Here is a 21,891-nt window from a genome sequence, read left to right as displayed (position 1 = left end):
TGGCGGAGGTAATCGTTTTGAACAAAAGAACCATTTTCATATATGCATGGGACTTGCTGGATGAAGGGATCGAGCCTGTACTGAACAAGTTGAAGGAAATGGGTGTAACCGGCATTGCGGTGACGGCCGCCTATCATTCCGGAAAGTTTTTGCTGCCCCATAATCCGCATAGAAAAATATACTATCACCCTTACAGTTCCGTATACTATAATGTAAATACTACCAAATATGGGCAGCTCCTGCCCCGGACGGGGGAAGCATTCGAGCAGCACCGCAGCGCGTCGCGAGGAACGGGTACATCCGGCGACTTATTGACATTGATATGTCATCACGCCAAAGCACTTCAGATGGAAGTTTACGCATGGGTTGTAGGCTTCCACAATTCATATCTCGGAGAGGCCTTCCCTGAATTTACGGTTCGCAATGCGTTCGGGGAGTCTTACCGGCATGCCTTATGTCCGGCGCACAAGGAAACGCAGCAGTATGTGAAGGCAATCCTTTCGGATTTGGCCGAAGGCTATGATTTAGACGGCTTTGTGCTGGAATCATTCGATTATCCCGGTATGCTTCATGGCGACCATCATGAGTTGATCTGCTCTGCCCGCAAGGATGAGCTTGAACGGCTGCTGGGGCTTTGTTTCTGTAATCAATGCATGGCCAATGCCCGGGCTGCAGGAATAGATGCGGACCGGTTCCGGCAGGAAATCGCACATGCGGCGGAAACGGTGGCCAACAGCCGGGAGCCCGTAACTGCGACGTCTCTCCCTCAATATATGCAATTCATTCAAATGAGGGAAGACACGGTGGACGCTGTTTTCGCACAGTGCCGCAGTATCGTTGACGGCTCCGGGAAGCCTCTGCAGATGCTTAGCACCCTGTGGATGGCCTATGGAGCCGAGCCGGGACTGTATGGCATGAATCCACGAAGGCTCGACCGGTATATAGATCAATGGGTAGCCTGCTATCCGTCTTCCGCTGAGGATACGGTACCGTTCGTGGACAGAGCCCTGCAATCCGTCCCGCGGCATAAGCTGGCGGCAGGCGTCAGAATGATCGAGCCTGAAATCACGGCCCCGGAACATCTGGACGGCTATTTGAACGCTTATGCCAAAGCGGGGGTTAACGATTTGTTTTTCTATAATTACGGCTTGGCGTCCAGAGAAATAGTCGAGCGGCTTGGGATAAGCCTCGAATAAAGAGGAGGACACATGGTCAAATTTGCCAAAGCGGGTGACCAGAGGTTTCTGCAAACTTTAAACAGAACGCTGGTCTTGAATACTATACATCATTTTAAGACGATATCTCGAATCGATATAGCCAAAAAAACAAAATTGAGTCAAAGCACCGTCTCCAACGTGGTGGATGCCTTGGAGAAAGAAGGCTACATTGTCGAGGTCGGAACGGGCAATTCGACCAAGGCGGGAGGCCGGCGCCCAACATTGCTCACCATAAACGCAGCCGGCGGATATATGGCTACTCTTGCTGTCGTCACGGAAGCTTTTCATATTACGCTGCAGGTCTGCCTGTTCGATCTGCATCTGACGATGGTGGACGAGCAGGAAATAGAGGTCAAGGAAAAAGGCGCGGAGTTAGTCGAAACGATCAAAGCTTGCGTCCACAGCTTCCTTCAGAAGCATGCCGACAAAAATATTATCGGCCTCGGGTTTTCCATGCCTACGGTATTGGACCGGGCAGGCGTCGTATATAGAGGACACTTGTTGGAACTGGAAGATTATCCGTTTGAGGAAGAGATGCGCAAAGCGTTCCCGTCCTTGTTTCTCGTTGTGGAGCAGGAACAGCATGCAGCCATTCTCGGGGAGCGGGCGATCGGTCCGGCCAAGGATGTTAACAACCTAATCTATGTGACGGTGGGCAGGGGGATCGGATCCTCGGTCATCGTCAATAACGAACTGATTCGTGGAGAATATGGCGGGGCCGGAGAAATCGGGCACATGTCCATTAATAAATACGGCCCCAAATGCATATGCGGCAAGAAAGGCTGTCTGCGCTTGTATGCAACGGAGCTGGCGTTCATTAATAAAATCAATGAGGCTGCCCAGAACGGGTTTCCGCTGCCCCCCAAAATCTACAATCCTGTGCTGGATCAATGCAATATCCGCGAAGTGTATAATCTGGCGATGGAGGGGGATGAATTTTGCAGAGAAATGCTGACCAGCTTGCTTGACGATCTGTCCATCGGCTTAAGCAATTTAATTTACCTGATCAATCCGAAGATGATTATCATTGGCGGAAATTTATTGTTTGCCAAGCCTTTCGTGCTTCCTTATATTACGGACAAGCTTAAGGAAATTATGGATTCACCGACTGCGGATATAGAAATTGTTGGAGCCGCCTTGGGCAATAAATCATCGGTTTACGGAATGGCCTCATTAATTCTGGATAAGCATTTTTTGAAGAAGGAATTAATGTTTCACAGTGCGTGAGCGATGATAGACAAAGAGGAAGGGGCCCCTTCATTTTTTTGAAAATACAGCGATTAATTCAGGCGGGTTTGCGTGGTTACGTAAACCCGCCTGTTTGTGCTGCGACGGGGTCCGGGCATAACCATGATTCACCGATTCTGGGTCAGTGTCATATGTTGTAGCAGTATGGGGAAGGGGGGTAAAAGCTTGGTAAAGCTTACTTTAGAGACCGCGAAGAGATTACTGGCAGCCGCCGAACAAAAATCCCGCCAGATGGGACTCTCCAGCAATATAGCGATTGTGGATGACGGTGGGAACCTGGTTGCTTTTCAGCGTATGGATAATGCTCGAATTGCGGGAATCGAAATTTCGAAGAATAAGGCTTGGACGAGTGTAAGCATGCAAATGCCGACGGCAAATTTGGCGCAAACCGCTCAGCCGGGTGGCCCTACGTTTGGTATAAATACCACGAACTTTGGCAGAATTGTTATCCTGGGAGGAGGCATTCCATTAGTCAGTAACGGACATATTGTTGGCGGTATTGGCGTAAGCGGAGGGACCAGCGCCCAAGACATCGAAATTGCCAACGCGGCGGTTCAAGCCTTCGAGGGGAAGGTCAACGCTCGTATTGGGTCCTTGCAGCAGTCATACAGTTAATCGGGGGCAATGGACGTTTCAGCATGACGGTCATGACCGACTGGTAATCCTTAGATTTTCCGCCGGAGGGCAACCAAGAGGATGATACGATTAGCAGGGGAGCTTTCGACTTTGAACTCCTTGAACATTCGCCTGGTTGCCCAACGCTGTCATAGCGGAAATTTCGGAGAAACTTGCATCCTATTTTCGTAAAAAAGCCGCATTAAGGTTTGCTACAGAACGCCCTGAAGGGTGAGACAGCCTTTTCATTTATTCTCGGTAATGAGAGATGTCCCCGTACAGATCTACTATCGGTCTGCCGTCATCCATTGTAATCTTACATAATGCAGTAGGATAGATGTCGGGCATGCTTGCTATTTCATGAAGCTTTTTATGCAAAAAATGACTCATGACCGCTTTCAAAGTAATTCGGTGAGTAACAATAAGCACCTGCTCGCCTTTATGCTCTGTCAGAATATTTTCGATGACGGGGAGTGTTCTTTCCAGTAATTCTGTATAAGTTTCTCCATGACCTGCGGGCCTGTATACATGCGGCTCATTGAAAAATTGATCATATTGAAGGGGATATTGCTGCTGAATGTGTTCTATCTGTCGGCCTTCCCACAGCCCCATGTTAATTTCCTTAAGTGAATCATCCTCCAAAATATCCAATGAGCGGTTTCCCAGGAGAATTCGGGCTGTGTTTAGCGCCCTTGGACTGGTACTGGAATAGATCGCATCCAAACGGATATTCTCCAAACGTTCCTTTAGCCATCCGGCTTGCTGAATACCGTATTCGGTTAGAGGGGAATCTTTATGCCCTTGCATTTTCTTCTGCAAATTCCATTCCGTTTGACCGTGACGGGTTAAGTACAGAGTTGTTTTCATTGTGGAAAGCCTCCGATCGATGTGCGATTGAAACTATGAATCATTTTCCCATGTCTACTTTTATCAGGTTAGTCCCCTTCTTGGCCCTCCATTTCCCCTATATTATTGAGTTCAACATATTCATTTTTATGAATGTAATGCATTTCCTGCAAAAAGTAACCACCCAATTGGATAGCAATAGGAACAATCCGCTTTAACCGCGAAGTGGTTGGCGCACAATAGATGGAAATGGATGGTTACTAACGGATTCATAGCTGCTATATTGGAGTTGAGCTGGGGGTAAGATAAAAGGGACTGTTCATTTAGAACATCCGAATTATATATAGACTGATGATTAGGAATTCTAGTACTGCTACTAAGTTTAGGGGGGATTTCAATGGAAGTGCCAGCGGGTGTGTGGATTATATCGGCCGTAGTCACTTTTATCGTCTGCTATATCACTTTCTGGATAACGAGGAAGGCCTACTCCAAAAAATGGGAAGATGATGAATAGCATTCAAAAAAGAGCTTCAACCGTCTATTGGAGAAGATCGTAAATCTCCCAAATAAATCTAACTTTGCGAGGAATGGTCGATGAGAAATCGTAATATTAAGGCAGCCGTTGTTCAGTCCGCGCCTATCCTGTTCGATAAACAATCGGCCATGGACAAGATTGCAGCCATGACGAGAGAGGCGGCCGGCCAAGGGGCCGAATTGATTGTTTTTCCGGAGGTGTTTCTTCCGGGTTATCCGCGGGGATTAAGCTTCGGTACGCGAGTCGGAAGCCGCAATGACGGCGGGAGAACAGACTGGGGACGCTATTGGGCGAACGCAATCGAGATCCCGGGTGCCGAAATCGAAACTATTGGCGAATGGGCCAAGGAGCTGGGAGTTTATCTAATCATTGGCGTTGTGGAGCGGGATCAGGAATTCAGCACCGGAACGCTATATAACTCAATGGTATACATCGGGCCGGACGGGCGTCTAATGGGGAAACACCGCAAGCTTGTTCCGACCGGTTCCGAACGACTCTTGTGGGGACAAGGGGACGGCAGTACGCTTACGGTTATCGATACTCCCGCGGGAAGAATCGGCGGTTTGATCTGCTGGGAAAATTACATGCCGCTTGCCCGAATGGCCATGTATGTACAAGGCATAGACATTTATGTTGCTCCGACGGCGGATGCCCGGGATACGTGGCAAGCGACGATGCGGCATATCGCCTGTGAAGGCCGCTGCTATGTCATTTCCTGCAATCAGTTTGCAACCAAGGCCTCTTATCCTGCCGATTTGGCTTGCTATGAAGATATTAGGGAAGACGAGGATATTCTATGCAGAGGAGGAAGCGCCATCATAGGACCGCTTGGCGAATATGTCGTCGAGCCGCTCTATAACCAGGAAGGCATTCTGGTGGCCGATCTGGATCTTACCCGGGTTACCCAAAGCCGGTATGATTTTGATGTTGCCGGTCATTACAGCCGGCCGGATGTATTTCAATTGATCGTTAACGATAAAAAACAGGAAATTGTAAGAACTACAGACATGAATACATTGGTTTAAAATGAGACACGATCTTGGGTCGTGTTTTTTTGTTGTCTGTATTAGGTGATGCAGGACCGATTTCGGCAGATAGGTGCCGGTAGGGTTGTTGGGAGAACAGAGACAAATCATTTTGGTTCGTTCTGTCACCGCTTCGATAATCGCATCCAAATCGAAGGTGTATTGTTCCCCGAGCGGTACGGAAATGACGCTCGCCCCCATAAGATACGCCCCGAATTCATACTCGCTGAATGAAGGGGAGATTACGATGATTTCATCGCCAGGTTCCAGGAATGTCTCGGAGATGAGTGTAATCAGTTCATCCCCGCCGTTTGTAAGGATGAGCTGCTCCGGTTTCATGTCCAGTTTGGAGGCAATTACCTGCTTCAATTTCAACGCACCTGCATCCGGATAACGGTGAATGTCCGCTAAAGAGCGTTGTACGGCTTCCAATGCTTTAGAGAAGGTCCCAATGGGTTTTCGTTAGACGCCAATTTAATGACTTGCAATAAGCCAAGCTCGATCTGAAGCTCCCAAATCGGCTTTCCCGGAGTATAAGGGCGGATATTTTGTATTGTCTTCCTTGCTGTCACTTTCATATTTTCAGACATAAGCAATCTCCTCGCAGTATTAATATTCCTCGACTAGTCCATTCATTTCAAATGTAAATCTTCTTCCAGGTTTAGTAACCATCCAATTCCTTGTCTTTGGACCAGTCCGGTGCCCATAAATCCATCTTGCCTGCCGTTATCTTGTTCGGCAATGCACTAAGGTTGAGCTCTTCATTTTCTATGGGGGGGCATTTTCTTTTCCACAGAAAGTTTATATGGCTCCGTTGGGTGCTTTTTTTATGGAAAGGAGATTCGTCAATGGGTAAATATTGCCTATTTTGTTTCATTTTATTGAACATGGTCGGTTCATTGACTTCGGTATCGGTTGGTGACAGATATCACATTCACCCTTAAAGTAAGGCGTGATGATATACCCGCAATTCGATAGGAGATGAGAAAGAAATGAAGACCCCCAAAGCACTCCGCCGGTTGGCTTCCTGGTCCAGGATTTCTATATTTGGGGGATACAGGTTTCTCCATTATTTTGACGATCATTCCCGTTGCAGTCGTCGTATACGGCTGGCTGGAGGGGATGGCGAACACAATCGTTCTGATGACGGCAGCCGTGCTGCAGTTCGTCGTTCAACTGATTTATTTCATGCATCTGCGGGAGGAAAAAAAGCCTCGTTACAACCTGGTGACCCTGATTCTTGGTCTGTTCATTTTACTTCTTATCGTTATCGGCTCCATGTGGATCATGATGTTTAATATGGTGGCAACATGAGCCGGTCTTCCGCAAGTTTATCGGCTTCTGACAGGAGGAAGGAGGTGATGATCAAAGATTGGATTCAATTGACCAAGCCGCGAATCCTTCAATTGAATCTCGTTACCGCCTTTGGCCGGTATTGGTTGGCTTCCCGGAACTTCGTCTTGCTCATCCTGATCTTGGACACCGCCGGTAGTTCATTTTAATAATAAAAATTTGGAGGGATCGTTTATGAAAAAAACTAGTTTGCTGCTGATTGGTCTTATGTTTATCTTATTCACCGCAGCCTGCACAAATAGCGATATTGCCGAAGATTCCGGGCCGCTTCAGGTCGAAATAAAGACGGTTCAGGACACTCTGCAGCCGGGACGGGCCATTCTTATTGACGCATCTGTTACTCAGGGCGCGGAAAAGGTGACAGATGCCCAGGAAGTCAAGTTTGAAATTTGGAAGAAGGATCAAGCAAAACATGAGACGGTCACCGCGAAGCATTGGCAAGATGGAACTTATCGAATCAAAACGATGTTCCCGGAAGACGGCATCTACTATGTAGTTGCTCACGTTACGGCCGGAGATATGCAGGCCATGCCGAGAAAAGAACTGGTTGTGGGGAAAGTAATAGCGAGTTAATTTGGCTCGCCTTGAATGAATGTAAGATATCTTTATTTTGGGAGTGGAGTGGTTGTTTTGAAGGCAAGCCTGCTCTGCTTTGATATAGAATGGTATAACAAGGAGGGGCGAAAGGATGATCCAAAGACTCGATCACCTTGTTCTGACCGTAACCGATATGGAAAAGACCATCCGGTTTTATACGCGTATTCTCGGGATGGAGGAAGAAACGTTCGGTTCAGGAAGAAAAGCACTGCGATTCGGCCAGCAAAAAATCAATTTGCATGAGGCCGGCAAAGAATTTGAACCGAAAGCGAAACATCCTATGCCCGGATCGGCAGATCTGTGTTTTATTTTCGATGGGATGACTATGGGGCAGCTTATAAATCATCTTGGAAATAATGATGTGGAGATTGAGGAGGGACCGGTCAGAAGGACCGGGGCGCTCGGCCCGATTGTGTCCGTATATGTTCGGGACCCGGATCAAAATTTAATCGAAATCTCCCGGTATCTTGAGGAGTAATTGGCTGCCGGGCAAGGAATCCGCTTGAGTGATACAAGGGATCAAGAATCTGCAAACGGATTCTTGATCCCTTTATAGGTCGATTTCGAAATGGCTCCTTTAGGGGCTTTTTTACCGTATTAACCAAGAATGGTCCGAAGTGCTGAGGCGAATTTGGAAATGCCCGGAACGATTTCATCCGGCTTCGGTCTAGCAAATGTGAATCGCACATAGCCCGAATCCGAACCGTAGACGCTGCCGGGCACAAAGATGACTCCATGGCGGATAGCCTCCTCCAACAGCTTGCTATCGTTCACCTCGGGGATAATTCTGCACCACAGATGCAAGCCTCCCTGCGGAATCGAGAAGCGGACCAGGTCCGGCAGTTCTTTCTGAAGCGCTTCTATCAATAAATCCCTCTTATAAAGCAGATTCGTTCGCAAACGTTCCAAATGCGGCCGGATATACTTGGACTTCAAGAACTGGGCAGCAACCTGCTGGGGGACAACGCTAAGCCCGAAATCCATCTGCTGTCTGGCATCGGCAAGCCGCTCGACCACGGAATGAGGAGCGACCATCCAGCCCACCCGCAGCCCGGATGCGGCCATTTTGGAGAAAGAGCCGATGTAGAGGACCGAGCCGATGGCATCCATCGATTTCAGCGGTGTCGGCGGCGTTCCGTCGTAGGCCGTCAGGCTGAAGGGATCGTCCTCCACAATCGGGAGGCCCAGCTCGCTCGCAACGTCAAGCAGTTCGGTCCGGCGTTTGGCATCAAGGACGACGCCGGTCGGATTCTGGTAATTCGGATTGATGAAAACCATCTTGATGCGGTGTTTTTTATATAAAGAGCGGACGTCTTCGGGACGGATTCCTTTAGAGTCAACGGGGAGACGGAACAATCGCAAGCCTGCCGATTGAAACATGGGCAGCGAGTAGCAGTAAGAAGGATCTTCAATGGCGACCGCATCTCCGGGGGTCAGCAAACACTGGGTAATTAAATACAAGGATTGCTGGGAGCCGGATGTGATGAGGATCGACGATTCCGTCGTTTGAATGCCCCGATATTGTTTTAAATACGAGACAACTGTTTCCCTAAGCGGAACAAATCCTTGCGGATTGTCATATCCGAGATATCCCGTATAGTGATTCTCGTCAAGAAGAGTATTGATCTCTTTCACGGGAGAGAGGTCCGCACCCAGTTCGCCGCTGGCAAAATCAATCAGCGCTTTGTCTTTCTGCAATGCTTCCCGAATTCGGCGCAAAAAAGGCAGATTAGGCAGGAAGCTGCCGCCTTCAACGTACCGGTGCCAGTTGGGGGTATGCTTCGGCATGGCTCCCCATTTATACTTGCTGACCCGGGTTCCGCTTCCCGTACGGCTTTCGATGATCCCTAACGAGCGAAGCTCCGCATACGCAAGAATGACCGTGCTTCGATTTACTCCCAATTGTTCGGCCAGTTTTCGTTCGGACGGCAGCAGGCTGCCCGGCGGAAATTCCCCGTATGAAATTCTCCGTTCGATGTCATCCGCAATTTGTTGATACAGAGGTTGGCTGCTGAGACGATCGGGCTTCCGCATCTTGGTCACCTCCTGCATGATGTAATGGAATGGATTGCGTCATAGGATTATTTTCATCATAACATTGGCTTGTAAATCATAGGCCATTCTTTTTATCAAAAAAATGACGAATCTATTTCAATCCGTTGAACATGGAGGGTGATTGGGCTGACAAATTGGATGGTGTACTCGGCAGTTAAGTCCCGAAGTCTCGATTACCGTTATTCCGCGAGTTTAAGCAGGGCCGGGGAGTAACGGTCGTGCTGTGAACGGCCTTCGGAGCCTCTTTGTTGCTTGGACCCCCGACAAGTAAAAAAAGCAGAAGACTTACTTCTGCTTCCCGCTATATTGCAAATGCAATATCGGATAAGGACGGCCTGCACTGTCCGTCGCATCCTCGCTGACCATCGAAAAGCCGCTTTTCAAGTAGAACATGACGGCATTCTCGTTTTGCTTGTTTACATCAACGGACGTCACGCCATAATCATGAATTAATGACCGGATGATTTGTTTTCCGTATCCTTTGCCGATTTGGCCGGGATCCAGAAACAACATCTCCAAGTGATATCCGTTTGTGGCTGAAAATCCTATTAAAGAGCTTTCGGCGTACCATAGCCGTACATCGAGATGAGGAAAATACGAAGGAATTTCTATCTTCATATCCTGTATATCGTTGAAACTTACAAAATGATGAGTGGCCGCTACAGATTGTTCCCACAGATTTAAAATCGCGGCATAGTCGTTGGTTGTTGCTTTTCTATTGTGCATAAAAGTCTCTCCTTTTCTTTGCTTGGTTATCACGCTCCTTTCCAGGTCTAATTGAAGATGGTAATCGTGTATCTCCAGTCCGTATATAATTTCATATTTTTCGCTCTTTTCATTTAAAATTTTCCCCTAGTATATCAATAGTTCCGATTTTCAGTCTACATATCCATTTTGCGAAACATGGGTATTCCTTTCACTGCTTACCACAAATTCGGGTAAAAAGTCCGCCGACGATTTCTTCCCGGTCACTTATAATAAAGCGTTCGCGGAAAAGGCGCCCGCTGATCTTGAGGAACGGATTCGCGATTACAATTCAATCCTCCTCTTGTACGGCAACGATTCTCCATATGGAGCCGTGAATGAAGAGTTGTTTCCATTCGTCAGGACGGGCCGTCCCGACGGTTCCCCGGCTGTTCTGATTAACTGCATCATGTACGAAACTCGGGAGCGGTAAATCCGGAGACACCAGGTCCGTTACGATCTCGTTGCTGGACTTTTCACTAGTAAAACATCCCGTTGAACGTCTTTCCCACAATGAATCGACAGTCTTTCATATCCGTTACAATTTGTATCGCGCGCGGTACCCGCATATGGGCAAGGTTCGTCGAAACCTGAAATGTTAACGGTCGTCATCATGCTTTTAACAAAAGTGGATCAGGTCTTGAAAGCAGCGGGCGGATATATTAATATAAAATTGTTAGCACTCCACTAAATTGAGTGCTAAAACGCCAAAAGTGAAAGGAGAGAAAATAACAATGAGGAGATTGCGTAGAACCATTATCCGAGGTCTGAAAAAATCCGCCGGGTTATGGCCGAGAACGCGGCTCCGGAATGCTTCGTAATCAGCGAAGCCGGCAGCATTAGAACAATTTCATATCTGAAAATAGGAAGAAGCTTTTAAAAAACCATTGATTTTTTCTGAACAAGCTGCAAAGGCACGTTATCTGCAACCTGTTCACAATCAAATTGCGCAATACGTTGTTGCTTTCAAGGGACCGCGTATTACGGAGTTTTTTTGGCCCTATGGCGTGAGGATCCCTGGCTTTTCAAAACTTCTTTTTTATTTTTCAGGAGGGTGGTTCACAGATGAATGCACTTCTGCTAGCGGGAGGACTGGGTACTCGGCTGAGACCGTTAACGGAAAGCTTGCCTAAACCGATGGCTCTGGTGGGCAACAGCCCATGGCTGGAGCGTCTGGTCATTCATTTGCGGGAACAAAACATCCGGGAGATTGTTATGGCCGTCAAGCATTATTCGGAGGTTATCCAAGACTATTTTGGCACAGGGGAGAAATGGGGCGTCACCATTCAATATGCGGCGGAGTCATCGCCGTTGGGCACGGCCGGAGCGATCAAAAACGCAGAGCCTCTGCTGCACGACACGTTTTTAGTGATCAATGCGGATATTGTCCATGACATAGATTTGCAATCGCTGCTGTCGTACCATAAACGGCACGGCGGGGCCGTAACGATCGGATTAACCGAAGTAGACGATCCGACCTCTTATGGCGTCGTTGAACAGGACGGTGACGGCCGCATTGTCCGTTTTGTGGAAAAACCGGCGCGGGAAGAAGCGCCTTCCTGCAGGATCAATGCGGGAATTTATGTCATGGACAAAAAGGCGCTGCAGCATATTCCGTCAAACCGGGAAGTGTCCATTGAACGGGAAACGTTCCCTTTACTTATTGAAAAGCAGTTGGGCGTTTACGGCAAAGTGGTGGACGGCTACTGGATGGATATGGGGACGAAAGAGCGCTATCGGCAAATTCACTGGGATTTGTTAAATCGGGTATATACGCTGCCGCTTCCGGGGGAGCAGAGAGGAAACGGCATCTGGATTGGAAGCAGCTGCAGCATTCCGTCCAGCGTTCTATTGATTCCGCCTGTGTTGATCGGCGACCGCGTAAACATTGGGGAGCGAGCGATAATCGGGCCGTTCAGTGTCATTGGAGATGACTGCATCATCGGAAGAAATGTTCGCTGCGCGGAAACGATCATGTGGCACCGCTGCCTGACCCATAACGAAGTCGTCCTGAACAACTGCATATTCGGGTATGATCTGGAAATCGGATCGGAGCATATTTTGCATGAAGCCGTCATGAGCCGAATGGAGGTGCTGCAGTCTTGACCCGAGTCGCCTATGTCAGTACTTATGTGCCGCAAAAATGCGGTTTGGCCACCTTTACCTTTCATTTAAGACAGGCAGTTAACGAAGCGAAAGGGAGACAGGATCGGGACCCGGTTGTCGTTCCCGTCCAGCCTGCCGGCGAATGGCATGAGGATGCGATCTTGTGGCCGCTGCGCCGCGACCGGCTGGAAGACTACGCAAAAATGGCGAGAAGAATAAACCGTTCCGGCATTGACGTCGTCTCGCTGCAGCATGAATTTGGCATATTCGGAGGAGAGGCCGGGGCTTATGTATTGAATTTCGTGAGGCAACTGGAGAAGCCGCTGGTGACCACCTTCCATACGGTGTTCGAGCATCCCCGCCCGCCTTATGATTCGATACAGAAGGAAATTGCGGAGCGAAGCGATAAAATCGTGGTCATGAACCGTAAAGCCATTGATTATTTACATGAAGCGTTCGGGGTGCCCCGCAGCAAGATCGTATTCATCCCGCACGGCACACCCGAGCCGAATCCGGAATTAAGGCAGGAGTGGCGCAGCACATTGAACTGGAGCGACCGCAAGGTACTGATGACCTTCGGATTGCTGAGCCGGGGCAAAGGGCTGGAATGGATCATAGAAATTCTGCCGGAGATCGTGAAGAGGGTTCCCCAAGCGCTGTATGCCATTGTCGGGCAAACCCATCCGGAGGTAAAGCGGCAGGAGGGTGAACGGTACCGGGAGCAGTTACGGGGGCGGATAGAGGAGCTCGGGCTCGAGCAGCACGTCATCATGATCGATCGCTATATGGATGAGCCCGAATTGGTTAAGCATCTGACGGCTTGTGATATCTATGTCACGCCTTATCCGGGACTGCAGCAAATTACGAGCGGTACATTGGCTTATGCGGTCGGGCTGGGCAGACCGGTTGTCTCGTCTCCCTATTCTTATGCGACCGATTTGCTGGCAGATTATCCGGAGCTTCTGCTGGATCCCGGGGATTCGGACGCCTGGATTAACAAAATAACCGAGCTTCTGGCGGACGATGCAGAGCTGGAGAAATGGAGCCGGAAGATCGGTTTCATTGGTCAAAATATGCATTGGCCGGAAGTCGGCAGGCGCCATGCCGAGCTGTTTTCCGAGGTGAGGGCTCTTGAGTACGTCCGTTGACGCGCTTAAGCATCTCTTCCGGTTAACAGATGATACCGGAATTATGGAGCATGCTTGCGGTATCGTTCCCCGGAGACAAGAAGGATACAGCACCGATGACCAGGCCAGAGCGCTTTGGGTTTGTCTGGAGTGGCTGGACATCGTCAGCGAGAGAGAGTCGGGAAGAATATATGCGCTCATCGACAAGTATTTGTCCTTTATGCTGTGGGCTCAGACGGAAGACGGCCATTTCCACAATAATTTCGCTTACGATCGCTCGCGAGAGGCCGAATCTCCGTCAGAGGATTGTCTAAGCCGCTGCCTGTGGGCCTGCGCACGGCTTATGGTTCGCCTGCCGGATACGAACCGGTTCATTGCTGCGGAGACGATGCTGAGGCAAGCGCGGAAATACATAGCCGGTATGAACTCTCCCCGCGGCTGTGCGTATGCGCTGGCATCATTCAGTCTGCTGGCCAAGCATCGTTATCCTGTCGATTACGAGAGCGAAGTCGCAGCTCTGGCGAATAAACTTGTGAGCCATTACCGGCGGCATGCAAGGGAGGATTGGCATTGGTATGAGCCCGCGGCGACCTATAGCAACGGGCTGCTGCCATGGGGCCTGCTGTGCGCATATGAGGTTACTCCGAACCGGCAATGGCTTGACGTTGCGGTCGAAAGTCTGGACTTCTTAATTCGTCTTATGACGAATGAACGGGGACAAATCCGCCCGATAGGGAACCGGGGATGGTGTACCCGCGAGGGGAGGGCGAAATGGGATCAGCAGCCGATCGATGTCATGAAGCTTGGCCTGGCGGCGGCCAAAGCTTATGAGATCGTGGGGCGCTCCCAATATTACGATGCTGCCGCGAAATGCCGGGCCTGGTTTCACGGTGACAATGACGCCCGCACGGCTATGGTGGACCCGAAGACAGGAGGCTGCTACGACGGGATTGGCGAACGGGGAGTCAATTATAACCAGGGAGCGGAAGCGGTCATTTCTTATCTGTTGACAGAAGCGATCATGATGAAATTAACCCATTCCGGAGATGAGGCGAAGGAACATGCAAGCTGCGTAGGAGCGAAATTTTGAACCCCGGAGCAAGAAGTACGGAAGGTTATGAGTGAAATGGTTGTGTAAATTTAGGTTTGACAAAAAAATTCCAATCCCCTATAATAGCCAATAAATTAATACTCCAAATGTTGCGATTAGAAATAGTAGGAGTGAAATGGCCTTCCAGAGAGCCGTTGGTTGGTGCGAAACGGCAGCGTCGATCACTTTGAACTCGTCTATGAACAGCTGCCCGATAATGTAGGGTATGACGGAATTCCCCCGTTACAGGGATAGATGGTGATGGCCATCGAAAGAGATCATTTCGCATGAAATGAATTAGAGTGGTACCGCGGGTTAACCTCGTCTCTATACGTAGAGACGGGGTTTTTTTGTTGATTAAAGTCCGGGTTTAATCAACCCCGCTTGACATATAGATATCCAAAAAGGTTTAGGGAGGAAACAGAGATGAACCGAAATATCATCGTGCTGGATACCACATTGCGTGACGGCGAACAAGTGCCGGGCGCCAAGCTGAACGTCAATCAAAAAGTCGAGTTCGCTCAGCAATTGAAGCGGCTAAATGTAGATATCATTGAAGCGGGATTCCCGGCTTCTTCCGCCGGGGATTTCAACGCGGTCCGGGAAATTGTCCGTACCGTAGGAGATTCCGTATCGATTACCGCTCTTGCGCGGGCGGTTAAGAGCGATATCGATGCCGTATATGAGAGCATCAAGCTTGCGCAAAATCCGTTCATTCATATCGTGCTGGGTACCTCAAACATCCATGTCGACAAAAAATTTAACCGTTCCAAGGAAGCCGTTCTGCAGATGGGAGTAGATGCGGTCAAGTACGCCAAAACTTTGCTTCCTGAAGTGCAGTACTCCACGGAAGACGCGTCGCGATCGGACTTCGAATACTTGTGGCAGACGATCGAGGCCGTAGTCAAAGCGGGGGCCACCATCATCAACGTGCCCGATACGGTGGGCTATGCCGTTCCGGAGGAATTCGGCGATCTGATCCGGCGCATTAACGAGCGTTTAAAAAATTTGAACGAAAACGTAATCCTTAGCGTTCACTGCCATAACGACCTGGGGCTGGCGACGGCCAATACACTCAGTGCGATCCATAACGGAGCCGATAAAGTCGAGTGCACCATCAACGGTTTGGGAGAACGGGCAGGCAATACATCGCTGGAAGAGGTTGTGATGGGGCTCAAAGTGAGGGAAAACCATTATCACTGCTCCACCCGGATCAAGACGACAGAGCTGCTCAGAACTTCCAGATTGCTGACCCATTTGACGGGACTTGATGTGCAGGTGAACAAAGCGATTACCGGCGAGAACGCTTTTGCCCATTCTTCCGGCATACATCAGGACGGACTGCTGAAAGACCGTCAGGTCTATGAGATCATGTCGCCCGAGGAGGTCGGGGCGGAAAGCATGGAGCTGATCCTGACGGCCCGTTCCGGAAGGCATGCCTTCAAGAACGCAGTTGAGAAGATGGGCTTCGATCCGGGCGATGCCGAAGATTTCGAAGCGCTGTTCGCCAAATTTCTTACTTTGGCCGATGCCAAGAAAGAAGTTTACGACCACGATGTGTTTTACCTGGTGACCAGTCACCGCACCTTGAATGAAAACAGCAGCCATCTGTACGAACTGGAATCCTTTCAAGTAGTAACGAACGATCTGTATCCTACCGCTACGGCCAAATTGAAGAAGGGCTCCGAGACGTTCAAAGGCAGCGCGGTTGGCGACGGTCCGATCGATGCCCTCTACAGTGTGTTGAAAACATTGACGGGGCTGGAGGTCCAATTGAAGGATTACAAAATAAACAGCCTGTCCCGGGGCAAAGAAGCGGTCGGCCGGGTCAATATCCGTATCGAGTACCAAGGCAAAATCTACTCCGGACGCGCCATGGACACGGATATCATCAAGGCCAGCGCAGTAGCTTTCCTGAACGGCATCAATGCCGCATTGCTGGATGCAGGCAGTGACAGCCCTAACCCGCAAAGCTAATTTCTATTTTGTAGAGAAGAGGAGCGTAGGAATGAATCTGTTAAAAGAAAGCGCGAGGCGAGTACAGAACCTGTTGTCTGAAATGGGGTATCACAATCAGGTTATGGAACTGCCGGATAGCACCCGAACGGCCCAAGAAGCGGCAGAAGCTATAGGGTGCGAGGTGTCGCAAATTGCCAAATCGCTTATCTACCCGGATTCACTGTCCGAAGCGGATGGTGAACCCGGGGTGAGACTGTGCCGCCCGAGGAAAAGCACTACGTCAAGAATGGAAATATTGACATATTCAAAATCCTGAATTATAGTAGGTAGAAATATAACTACGTAAGTAGGATGCTCTCCTCGGAGGGATATCCCACATGAACGGTTCACTTCGTGTCGAACCGTTTTTCTTCCGTTTATTTGAAGTAGTTAGTGAAATAACTTCTATAGGGAGGAAGATGAGCTTTGAAGGAATTATTTTTGGCGGACAGCTATCTCAAGGAATGCGAGGTGGAGATAGTAGACATCGAAGAGGACAAAGTTATTCTGGACCGAACCGTGTTCTATCCGACAGGCGGCGGGCAGGAGCATGACACAGGCGTGCTGGTGCAAGGGGAGCAAGCCTTCGAGGTTTACCAGGTGAAGCGGGAGAAGGGACAAATCGTCCACTATGTGAAAGAGGCCGGGAAGCTGGACAAAGGCCTCGCGCTTGCCCGAATCGACTGGGAGCGCCGGTATGGACTGATGCGGCACCATACGCTGCTGCATGTGCTCGGTTCGGTGGTCTATCAGAAGTTCGAAGCGTTATGCAGCGGCAATCAGATTTATCCCGACCGGGCCCGCATAGACTTTAACCAGTTTCATGATCTGACGCCGGAGCAGCTGGCCGACATTGTCAGTGAAACCAATCGTCTGATCGAAGAGGACCATCCGATTTCGTACCGTACGGTAAGCAGGGAAGAGGCGGAGAATATCGCCGGCTTGATTAAGACCATGGTCAGTCTGCTGCCGCCTTCCGTTACTCATGTCCGCCTGGTCTCTATCGATTCTGTTGATGAACAGGCCTGTGGAGGAACCCATGTGCAGCGGACCGGAGAGATCGGCCGAATGGAGATCACCGACGTGAAGAGCAAAGGCAAAAACAACAAGCGTCTGGAAGTAAGAATAATACATTGAAAAATTCAGCGTATTAAGCAATTCATTCGCATACTACTTTCTCTATCTCTATGAATATGATTAACTATCAACCTGATGGAGGTGAGAGAGATGATTTTAAGAGAAATCCGCCGTGAAGTCAGAAGAATCGAAAGAAAGTTGGATAACCCCAGATTCGGTTTAAGAGAAATCAAACGGGAAGTCAGAAATATTGAAAGAAAAGTTGATAGACTTCTTAATAGAAGATAATCATCTTCAATTTTTTGATCCGCATGATCATGTGATTCCACTCGCATTCCAATCTTTGACTCTAGTATCAGTCGAGCCATCCGGGCTGCCGCTCGGGTGGCTCTCCATTTTATTTATTGAATGTCGCTAACGAAACTGAGAACCGCTACTGCCGCAAAATTAATGCCATTTCCAAAATAACGAAACTCAGAATCGTTATCAGGACGAAAGAAGGCTTCAATACCTTTTATTTTGACGAATAGCGATTTCTGGTTTCGTTAGAAAATGTAGAAGCTCCATTTTGCCCGAATAACGGTTGTATGTTTCATAAGCAATATTTGCGATATCGCTTATTCCCGCTCGTCACTTCCAAATGCTTCAGTTCCACGAGCTTATGCAGAATCCGTCTGGCGTATTGGTCAGATATTCGCAGGTGAGCCGCCAATTCCATAGGTGTGAACGGCCGCATCTGGCGCCGGGCAAAGCGAACGGCTTCCGCCTCAAGGCAAGCCAACTCGGACGGTACATCCGTTGCCATGAATTTGCCAATGAAGGAAAGAACAAGCTGCTGGCAGCGACGAGGCTCATCCTTAATAGAAAGATAAGCGATAGGCAAGAAAATCCAATTGTCGAGGGCCAGCAGGCAATGCCGCCAGCACAGGTCCTTGAAACGCTTGACATCAAGATCCCTGGCGTGAGGCCCGTATCCCTGAATTTCAATCCCGCCTTTCATTCCCCCGGGCATATAAGCTAGATCGACGTAGCGGTATCCGTCATGAAAATCACGCACCTCCCATTCGGGATACAAATGATCGAAATGTTGAACAGCGGGAAACCAAACGGAACGCAGAAATTCCGTAGTTCCGTGCCCCAGCCCCTTCTCAAGTAATTCGCGCCTTCTCGGATTTGTCTCCTGCACAATGTTCGATTCCAGCCATTCCTCATATTTCTGCTCGAATGCCGGCATCATGCCCACCACCTTTTTCGAGATTATAACAATAAAAAACCGCCCCGATACATAAGTATCGAAGCGGCGTGTGCTTCACGACCCGATTATCTCAAGTGTAACTCTAAAGCAAGATTTTGGCAACGTCTATACGAAAAAGACATTCATTCCGATCAATATCTAGAAGAGGAAATTCATTGCCCGTGCTGAGGCTGGGGACAGATTGGTACGGAAAGTATTGGCCGATCTTGGGAGTAAATCGGCAAAGTTGGGTTAGTCATTGAAGAAATAAGATGGAGTGCTAAGAACAGGGCAGGGGCTATTAGTTGAGAAAGGCATGTATTGTGCCGGACAGCAGGTTGTCTGAAGCAGTAGGGGAATGTGATAAAGAATTCTATCGCTAGGAGAACATGTCGTCCTTACTTCTTATTTAAAATATAAATAGCGCCTCCATAACCCGCCACGCACCACAGGAGTAAATTGATGTAATTTCCTGTACTTGCCGTGAAAGTGGATGCCGCCAAAGAGGAGCGCATCACTTCGGCCATGGAGTATATGGGCAAAACTTGATGAAGGGCCTGAAGCCATTCCGGCAATCGCTCCATCGGGAAATTGACGGGCGAGAACATGAGAGCGCCAAACACGATGACTTGGGAAACCGATAGAGAAGCTTCCGGAGACAGCAAGTAGGAAAGTCCGTATCCCACGCCAATGGACGTTAATGCAATCATTAGCAGCGCCGGAATAACGGTCCACGACACGTCATACCCGGGTTGAAACATGAAGTGGGCAACGGCTGAAGAAACAGCGATAGCCGGAACGGTGATACATAACCATAACGTCGTATCTGCTCCGAGAATGACTGCACGATGGATAGGCCACGTCCGTATAAATTCCATATAACCGTCTGATTTGGCAGTGCCAACTTGTTGGGGGAGAATAACCAGGCCCGTTACGATCAGAATGAGAGTAGGCGCACCGGTTGCCAGAAAAAGGATACTGTCCGGATCCGGGTTTGGGATTAAATATGTAAAACCGATCACAATCCCTATAGCCAGCAGGATCTGAATCAAAGCGAAGAAAATCAAATAACCGGAATTTCTAAGAAATTGCATTTGGAAAACGTATTTATACTGATTAAATATCTGGTTCATTGGACCTGCCCCTTTCTTGAAGTTAATTCGATATAAACATCTTCAATCGTTGTAGGGGACAAGGAGTAGTCCGCAACAAGTCCTTTATCAACCTGTTCGCCTGCCCAATTAATCGCCAGCGGCGCGGAATTCGGATGAATGGAAAATAGCAGCTGGCTGCCTTTACGATGCGACAGATGCACCCAATTCGGCAGTTCGGAATCCGTAAACTCCCTGTTTAGAGTGATCTCCATGCGCATTAGATTACTTATGCTGCTCTTTATTTCAGAGGGTGTCCCTTGTACAAGGAACTTTCCTTTATCCAATATAGCTATTCGGTCAACCGCTTTTTCCGCTTCAACGACATTATGGGTCACCAATATGACGGAGGTTCCATCATTGGTTAATTCCCGGATCACTTGCCAAAGATAGCGCCTGCGAACGGGATCCACATCATTGGTCGGTTCATCCAGTATGACCAGCTTTCCCGGGGAAATAACCCCCATACAAAAAGCCGTTAACCTGCGAACGCCGCCTGACAGCTTTTGTCCTTCTTTGTTTATCCACTCACCCATATCCAAGCTTTCAAAGAGCATTTCCATCCGCTTCGGATCAAACCTTTTTCCGGCCCGCATTTTACCCATCAGCGTAACCGCCTGCGCCGGAGTAAGAAATCCCAAGGGAACCTGAGATTGAGGCTGTACGGAACAAAGCGATCTTGCCCGAGTAGGCGATTCTTGAACGGATTTTCCCAATAAAGTAACTTCACCTTCATCAGGAGTCAATAAACCTATAATTTGATTGACGATCGTCGTCTTTCCCGCCCCGTTATGACCTAACAGTCCGAATATTTCCCCTTCCTTAATATGAAAGGTTAGCCGGTCGTTCGCCTTTATCTTGGTTTTGTCAGGACCGGGAAACACCTTCGTCATCCCGTTCACATCCAGGATCATCCTGCACCTCCGAATGCTAAGTTATATGTTTCCAGATAATAAAAGTTTATTTGGAAAGCGAATCTAACCCACCGCTTGTTTGTCTCTCATGCATAATCGCAGCCGCACGTTCGAGAAATTGAACGACCTCCGCATTCATTGGATAAAAAGCGATGCCATCCTGCTGGTCCTTCACAACCTCCCACATTTTATCCAGGCGCGACTCATCCGTTCCAAACATGCTCCGGACCTGCTCCAACCACCGATTAGCCAAGGATTGGGATATATCCGAGCCGGGGTCCTCATCGAGATGAGCTTGAATCTCAAGAATAATATCATGCCATTTGCGCAGATCTTCTTTGCCCAATCGGACATTCAAGCGAACAATCTCTTTGGCCTCTTCGTTATTAAAATGCTTTTCAAACATACGGAAGGCGCATTCCGGGTCATGCTGAAACAGGCGGATCATTTCAAAAATTATGGACCAATTCACTTCCCCCTCAAATTCAATGGAGTACAGCACGCCTTCCAAAGCTTTTTCAAGAGCCTGTAATCGTATCTGCTGCTGCTTGACCATGGCTAATTGCTGATCTATCGATTGCTGCCAGGATACGGTAGACTCTTTTAAAATCTTTTTAATCTGCTGCAGGGAAAAGCCCATATATTTAAGAGCCAACACTTGTTCCAACCGCAAAACATCGTTCTCGCTGTACAAACGGTGCCCCCCATCCGTAGCGGAAGATGGGACGACCAAACCAACCTCATCATAATAATCCAGCGTTCTGACCGTGACACCTGTTTTCTTGGACAACTGCCCGATCGAGTACATTGACGCACCCCTTTCTTTGAGTTATCCCAAGTATAAAACAACACGTTACGTGTGATTCAAGGGAAAAATAATAAATATGTAACCAGAGGGGGATTACTAGGCATTTTCAGTAAATGTTCACAACTAGGACCGATACGAGAGGAAACGGTAA

At 48.8% G+C, this 21,891-nt stretch carries 23 protein-coding genes, 1 pseudogene and 1 other annotated feature; of the genes and pseudogenes, 15 read left to right on the top strand and 9 right to left on the bottom strand.

Features of this window, described 5'->3' with window-relative positions:
• Positions 1-17: 17 nt before the first annotated feature.
• The 3 genes from ACFQ03_RS24675 (at position 18) to ACFQ03_RS24665 (ending at position 3,080) form a co-directional block, all read left to right on the top strand.
• On the top strand, positions 18-1,196 hold the full coding sequence (locus ACFQ03_RS24675; protein ID WP_379291642.1) for a hypothetical protein: 1,179 nt from the start codon (positions 18-20) through the stop codon (positions 1,194-1,196).
• Between the two features lie 12 nt (positions 1,197-1,208).
• Positions 1,209-2,444, top strand: coding sequence for an ROK family transcriptional regulator (locus ACFQ03_RS24670; RefSeq protein ID WP_379291640.1), 1,236 nt, complete (start codon positions 1,209-1,211; stop codon positions 2,442-2,444).
• Positions 2,445-2,630: 186 nt separating this feature from the next.
• Positions 2,631-3,080, top strand: a complete 450-nt coding sequence (locus tag ACFQ03_RS24665) for a GlcG/HbpS family heme-binding protein (protein ID WP_144933418.1) — start codon at positions 2,631-2,633, stop codon at positions 3,078-3,080.
• Positions 3,081-3,329: 249 nt separating this feature from the next.
• Here ACFQ03_RS24665 and ACFQ03_RS24660 read toward each other — a convergent pair whose 3' ends face one another.
• Positions 3,330-3,947 carry a histidine phosphatase family protein gene (locus tag ACFQ03_RS24660; protein ID WP_379291638.1) on the bottom strand — a complete coding sequence of 206 codons (618 nt, stop codon included), beginning with the start codon at positions 3,945-3,947 and terminating at the stop codon, positions 3,330-3,332.
• 573 nt (positions 3,948-4,520) lie between these two features.
• On the opposite strand from ACFQ03_RS24660, the gene ACFQ03_RS24655 reads away from it, so the two are divergent.
• Positions 4,521-5,486: a carbon-nitrogen hydrolase family protein gene (locus tag ACFQ03_RS24655; RefSeq protein WP_144933420.1), complete on the top strand. Its 966-nt coding sequence runs from the start codon at positions 4,521-4,523 to the stop codon at positions 5,484-5,486.
• A gap of 81 nt (positions 5,487-5,567) precedes the next feature.
• Here the strand turns inward: ACFQ03_RS24655 and ACFQ03_RS24650 are convergent.
• Both ACFQ03_RS24650 and ACFQ03_RS24645 read right to left on the bottom strand, forming a co-directional pair.
• Positions 5,568-5,918: pseudogene (locus ACFQ03_RS24650) on the bottom strand (aminotransferase class I/II-fold pyridoxal phosphate-dependent enzyme); the annotation flags it as partial.
• The gene (locus tag ACFQ03_RS24645; RefSeq protein ID WP_379291635.1) at positions 5,894-6,076 is read right to left on the bottom strand and encodes a hypothetical protein; all 183 of its coding nucleotides are present in this window, start codon (positions 6,074-6,076) and stop codon (positions 5,894-5,896) included. The pseudogene ACFQ03_RS24650 and the gene ACFQ03_RS24645, both read right to left, overlap by 25 nt.
• Before the next feature lie 457 nt (positions 6,077-6,533).
• On the opposite strand from ACFQ03_RS24645, the gene ACFQ03_RS24640 reads away from it, so the two are divergent.
• From ACFQ03_RS24640 to ACFQ03_RS24625, 4 genes are all read left to right on the top strand, one after another.
• Positions 6,534-6,800 carry a cytochrome o ubiquinol oxidase subunit IV gene (locus tag ACFQ03_RS24640; protein WP_379291633.1) on the top strand — a complete coding sequence of 89 codons (267 nt, stop codon included), beginning with the start codon at positions 6,534-6,536 and terminating at the stop codon, positions 6,798-6,800.
• Between the two features lie 47 nt (positions 6,801-6,847).
• Positions 6,848-6,988 (top strand): hypothetical protein, encoded by a 141-nt coding sequence (locus tag ACFQ03_RS24635; protein ID WP_186328200.1) that lies wholly within the window; start codon positions 6,848-6,850, stop codon positions 6,986-6,988.
• Positions 6,989-7,013: 25 nt separating this feature from the next.
• The gene (locus ACFQ03_RS24630) at positions 7,014-7,412 is read left to right on the top strand and encodes a FixH family protein (protein ID WP_144933422.1); all 399 of its coding nucleotides are present in this window, start codon (positions 7,014-7,016) and stop codon (positions 7,410-7,412) included.
• Between the two features lie 115 nt (positions 7,413-7,527).
• Complete coding sequence (locus ACFQ03_RS24625) at positions 7,528-7,914, top strand: VOC family protein (RefSeq protein WP_379291631.1); 387 nt, start codon at positions 7,528-7,530, stop codon at positions 7,912-7,914.
• A 119-nt stretch (positions 7,915-8,033) separates the two neighbouring features.
• Here the strand turns inward: ACFQ03_RS24625 and pdxR are convergent, their stop codons facing one another.
• Both pdxR and ACFQ03_RS24615 read right to left on the bottom strand, forming a co-directional pair.
• Positions 8,034-9,470, bottom strand: a complete 1,437-nt coding sequence (gene pdxR, locus ACFQ03_RS24620; protein ID WP_379291629.1) for a MocR-like pyridoxine biosynthesis transcription factor PdxR — start codon at positions 9,468-9,470, stop codon at positions 8,034-8,036.
• Positions 9,471-9,776: 306 nt separating this feature from the next.
• Positions 9,777-10,217, bottom strand: a complete 441-nt coding sequence (locus ACFQ03_RS24615) for a GNAT family N-acetyltransferase (RefSeq protein ID WP_379291627.1) — start codon at positions 10,215-10,217, stop codon at positions 9,777-9,779.
• Between the two features lie 1,083 nt (positions 10,218-11,300).
• Between ACFQ03_RS24615 and ACFQ03_RS24610 the strand changes: the two genes are divergently transcribed.
• The 7 genes from ACFQ03_RS24610 (at position 11,301) to ACFQ03_RS24580 (ending at position 17,921) form a co-directional block, all read left to right on the top strand.
• Positions 11,301-12,341: a sugar phosphate nucleotidyltransferase gene (locus ACFQ03_RS24610; protein WP_144933426.1), complete on the top strand. Its 1,041-nt coding sequence runs from the start codon at positions 11,301-11,303 to the stop codon at positions 12,339-12,341.
• On the top strand, positions 12,338-13,489 hold the full coding sequence (locus tag ACFQ03_RS24605) for a glycosyltransferase (protein WP_144933427.1): 1,152 nt from the start codon (positions 12,338-12,340) through the stop codon (positions 13,487-13,489). The genes ACFQ03_RS24610 and ACFQ03_RS24605 overlap by 4 nt, the downstream gene beginning before the upstream one ends.
• Entirely contained in the window at positions 13,473-14,558 is a 1,086-nt protein-coding gene (locus ACFQ03_RS24600; protein ID WP_379291624.1) for a glycosyl transferase, read from the top strand. Before ACFQ03_RS24605 ends, ACFQ03_RS24600 begins: the two co-directional genes overlap by 17 nt.
• 103 nt (positions 14,559-14,661) lie before the next feature.
• Positions 14,662-14,890: a binding site (T-box leader), on the top strand.
• 94 nt (positions 14,891-14,984) lie between these two features.
• Entirely contained in the window at positions 14,985-16,535 is a 1,551-nt protein-coding gene (locus ACFQ03_RS24595) for a 2-isopropylmalate synthase (RefSeq protein ID WP_379291622.1), read from the top strand.
• Positions 16,536-16,566: 31 nt separating this feature from the next.
• The gene (locus ACFQ03_RS24590; protein ID WP_379291620.1) at positions 16,567-16,833 is read left to right on the top strand and encodes a hypothetical protein; all 267 of its coding nucleotides are present in this window, start codon (positions 16,567-16,569) and stop codon (positions 16,831-16,833) included.
• Positions 16,834-16,982: 149 nt separating this feature from the next.
• Positions 16,983-17,693 (top strand): alanyl-tRNA editing protein, encoded by a 711-nt coding sequence (locus tag ACFQ03_RS24585; protein ID WP_379291618.1) that lies wholly within the window; start codon positions 16,983-16,985, stop codon positions 17,691-17,693.
• 90 nt (positions 17,694-17,783) lie between these two features.
• Entirely contained in the window at positions 17,784-17,921 is a 138-nt protein-coding gene (locus ACFQ03_RS24580) for a hypothetical protein (RefSeq protein ID WP_379291616.1), read from the top strand.
• Positions 17,922-18,225: 304 nt separating this feature from the next.
• Here the strand turns inward: ACFQ03_RS24580 and ACFQ03_RS24575 are convergent, their stop codons facing one another.
• The 4 genes from ACFQ03_RS24575 to ACFQ03_RS24560 form a co-directional block, all read right to left on the bottom strand.
• Positions 18,226-18,867 (bottom strand): transcriptional regulator, encoded by a 642-nt coding sequence (locus ACFQ03_RS24575; protein ID WP_379291674.1) that lies wholly within the window; start codon positions 18,865-18,867, stop codon positions 18,226-18,228.
• A gap of 398 nt (positions 18,868-19,265) precedes the next feature.
• Positions 19,266-20,000, bottom strand: coding sequence for an ABC transporter permease (locus ACFQ03_RS24570; RefSeq protein ID WP_379291614.1), 735 nt, complete (start codon positions 19,998-20,000; stop codon positions 19,266-19,268).
• Positions 19,997-20,932, bottom strand: a complete 936-nt coding sequence (locus tag ACFQ03_RS24565; RefSeq protein ID WP_379291612.1) for an ABC transporter ATP-binding protein — start codon at positions 20,930-20,932, stop codon at positions 19,997-19,999. The genes ACFQ03_RS24570 and ACFQ03_RS24565 overlap by 4 nt, the downstream gene beginning before the upstream one ends.
• A 46-nt stretch (positions 20,933-20,978) precedes the next feature.
• Positions 20,979-21,740, bottom strand: a complete 762-nt coding sequence (locus tag ACFQ03_RS24560) for a MerR family transcriptional regulator (RefSeq protein WP_379291610.1) — start codon at positions 21,738-21,740, stop codon at positions 20,979-20,981.
• Positions 21,741-21,891 lie beyond the last annotated feature (151 nt).

This window comes from Paenibacillus residui, assembly GCF_042677205.1.
Lineage (GTDB): Bacteria > Bacillota > Bacilli > Paenibacillales > NBRC-103111 > Paenibacillus_L > Paenibacillus_L residui.
The sequence above is the reverse complement of the archived record's forward strand: the minus strand, read 5'-3'. Positions and strand labels throughout refer to the sequence as shown.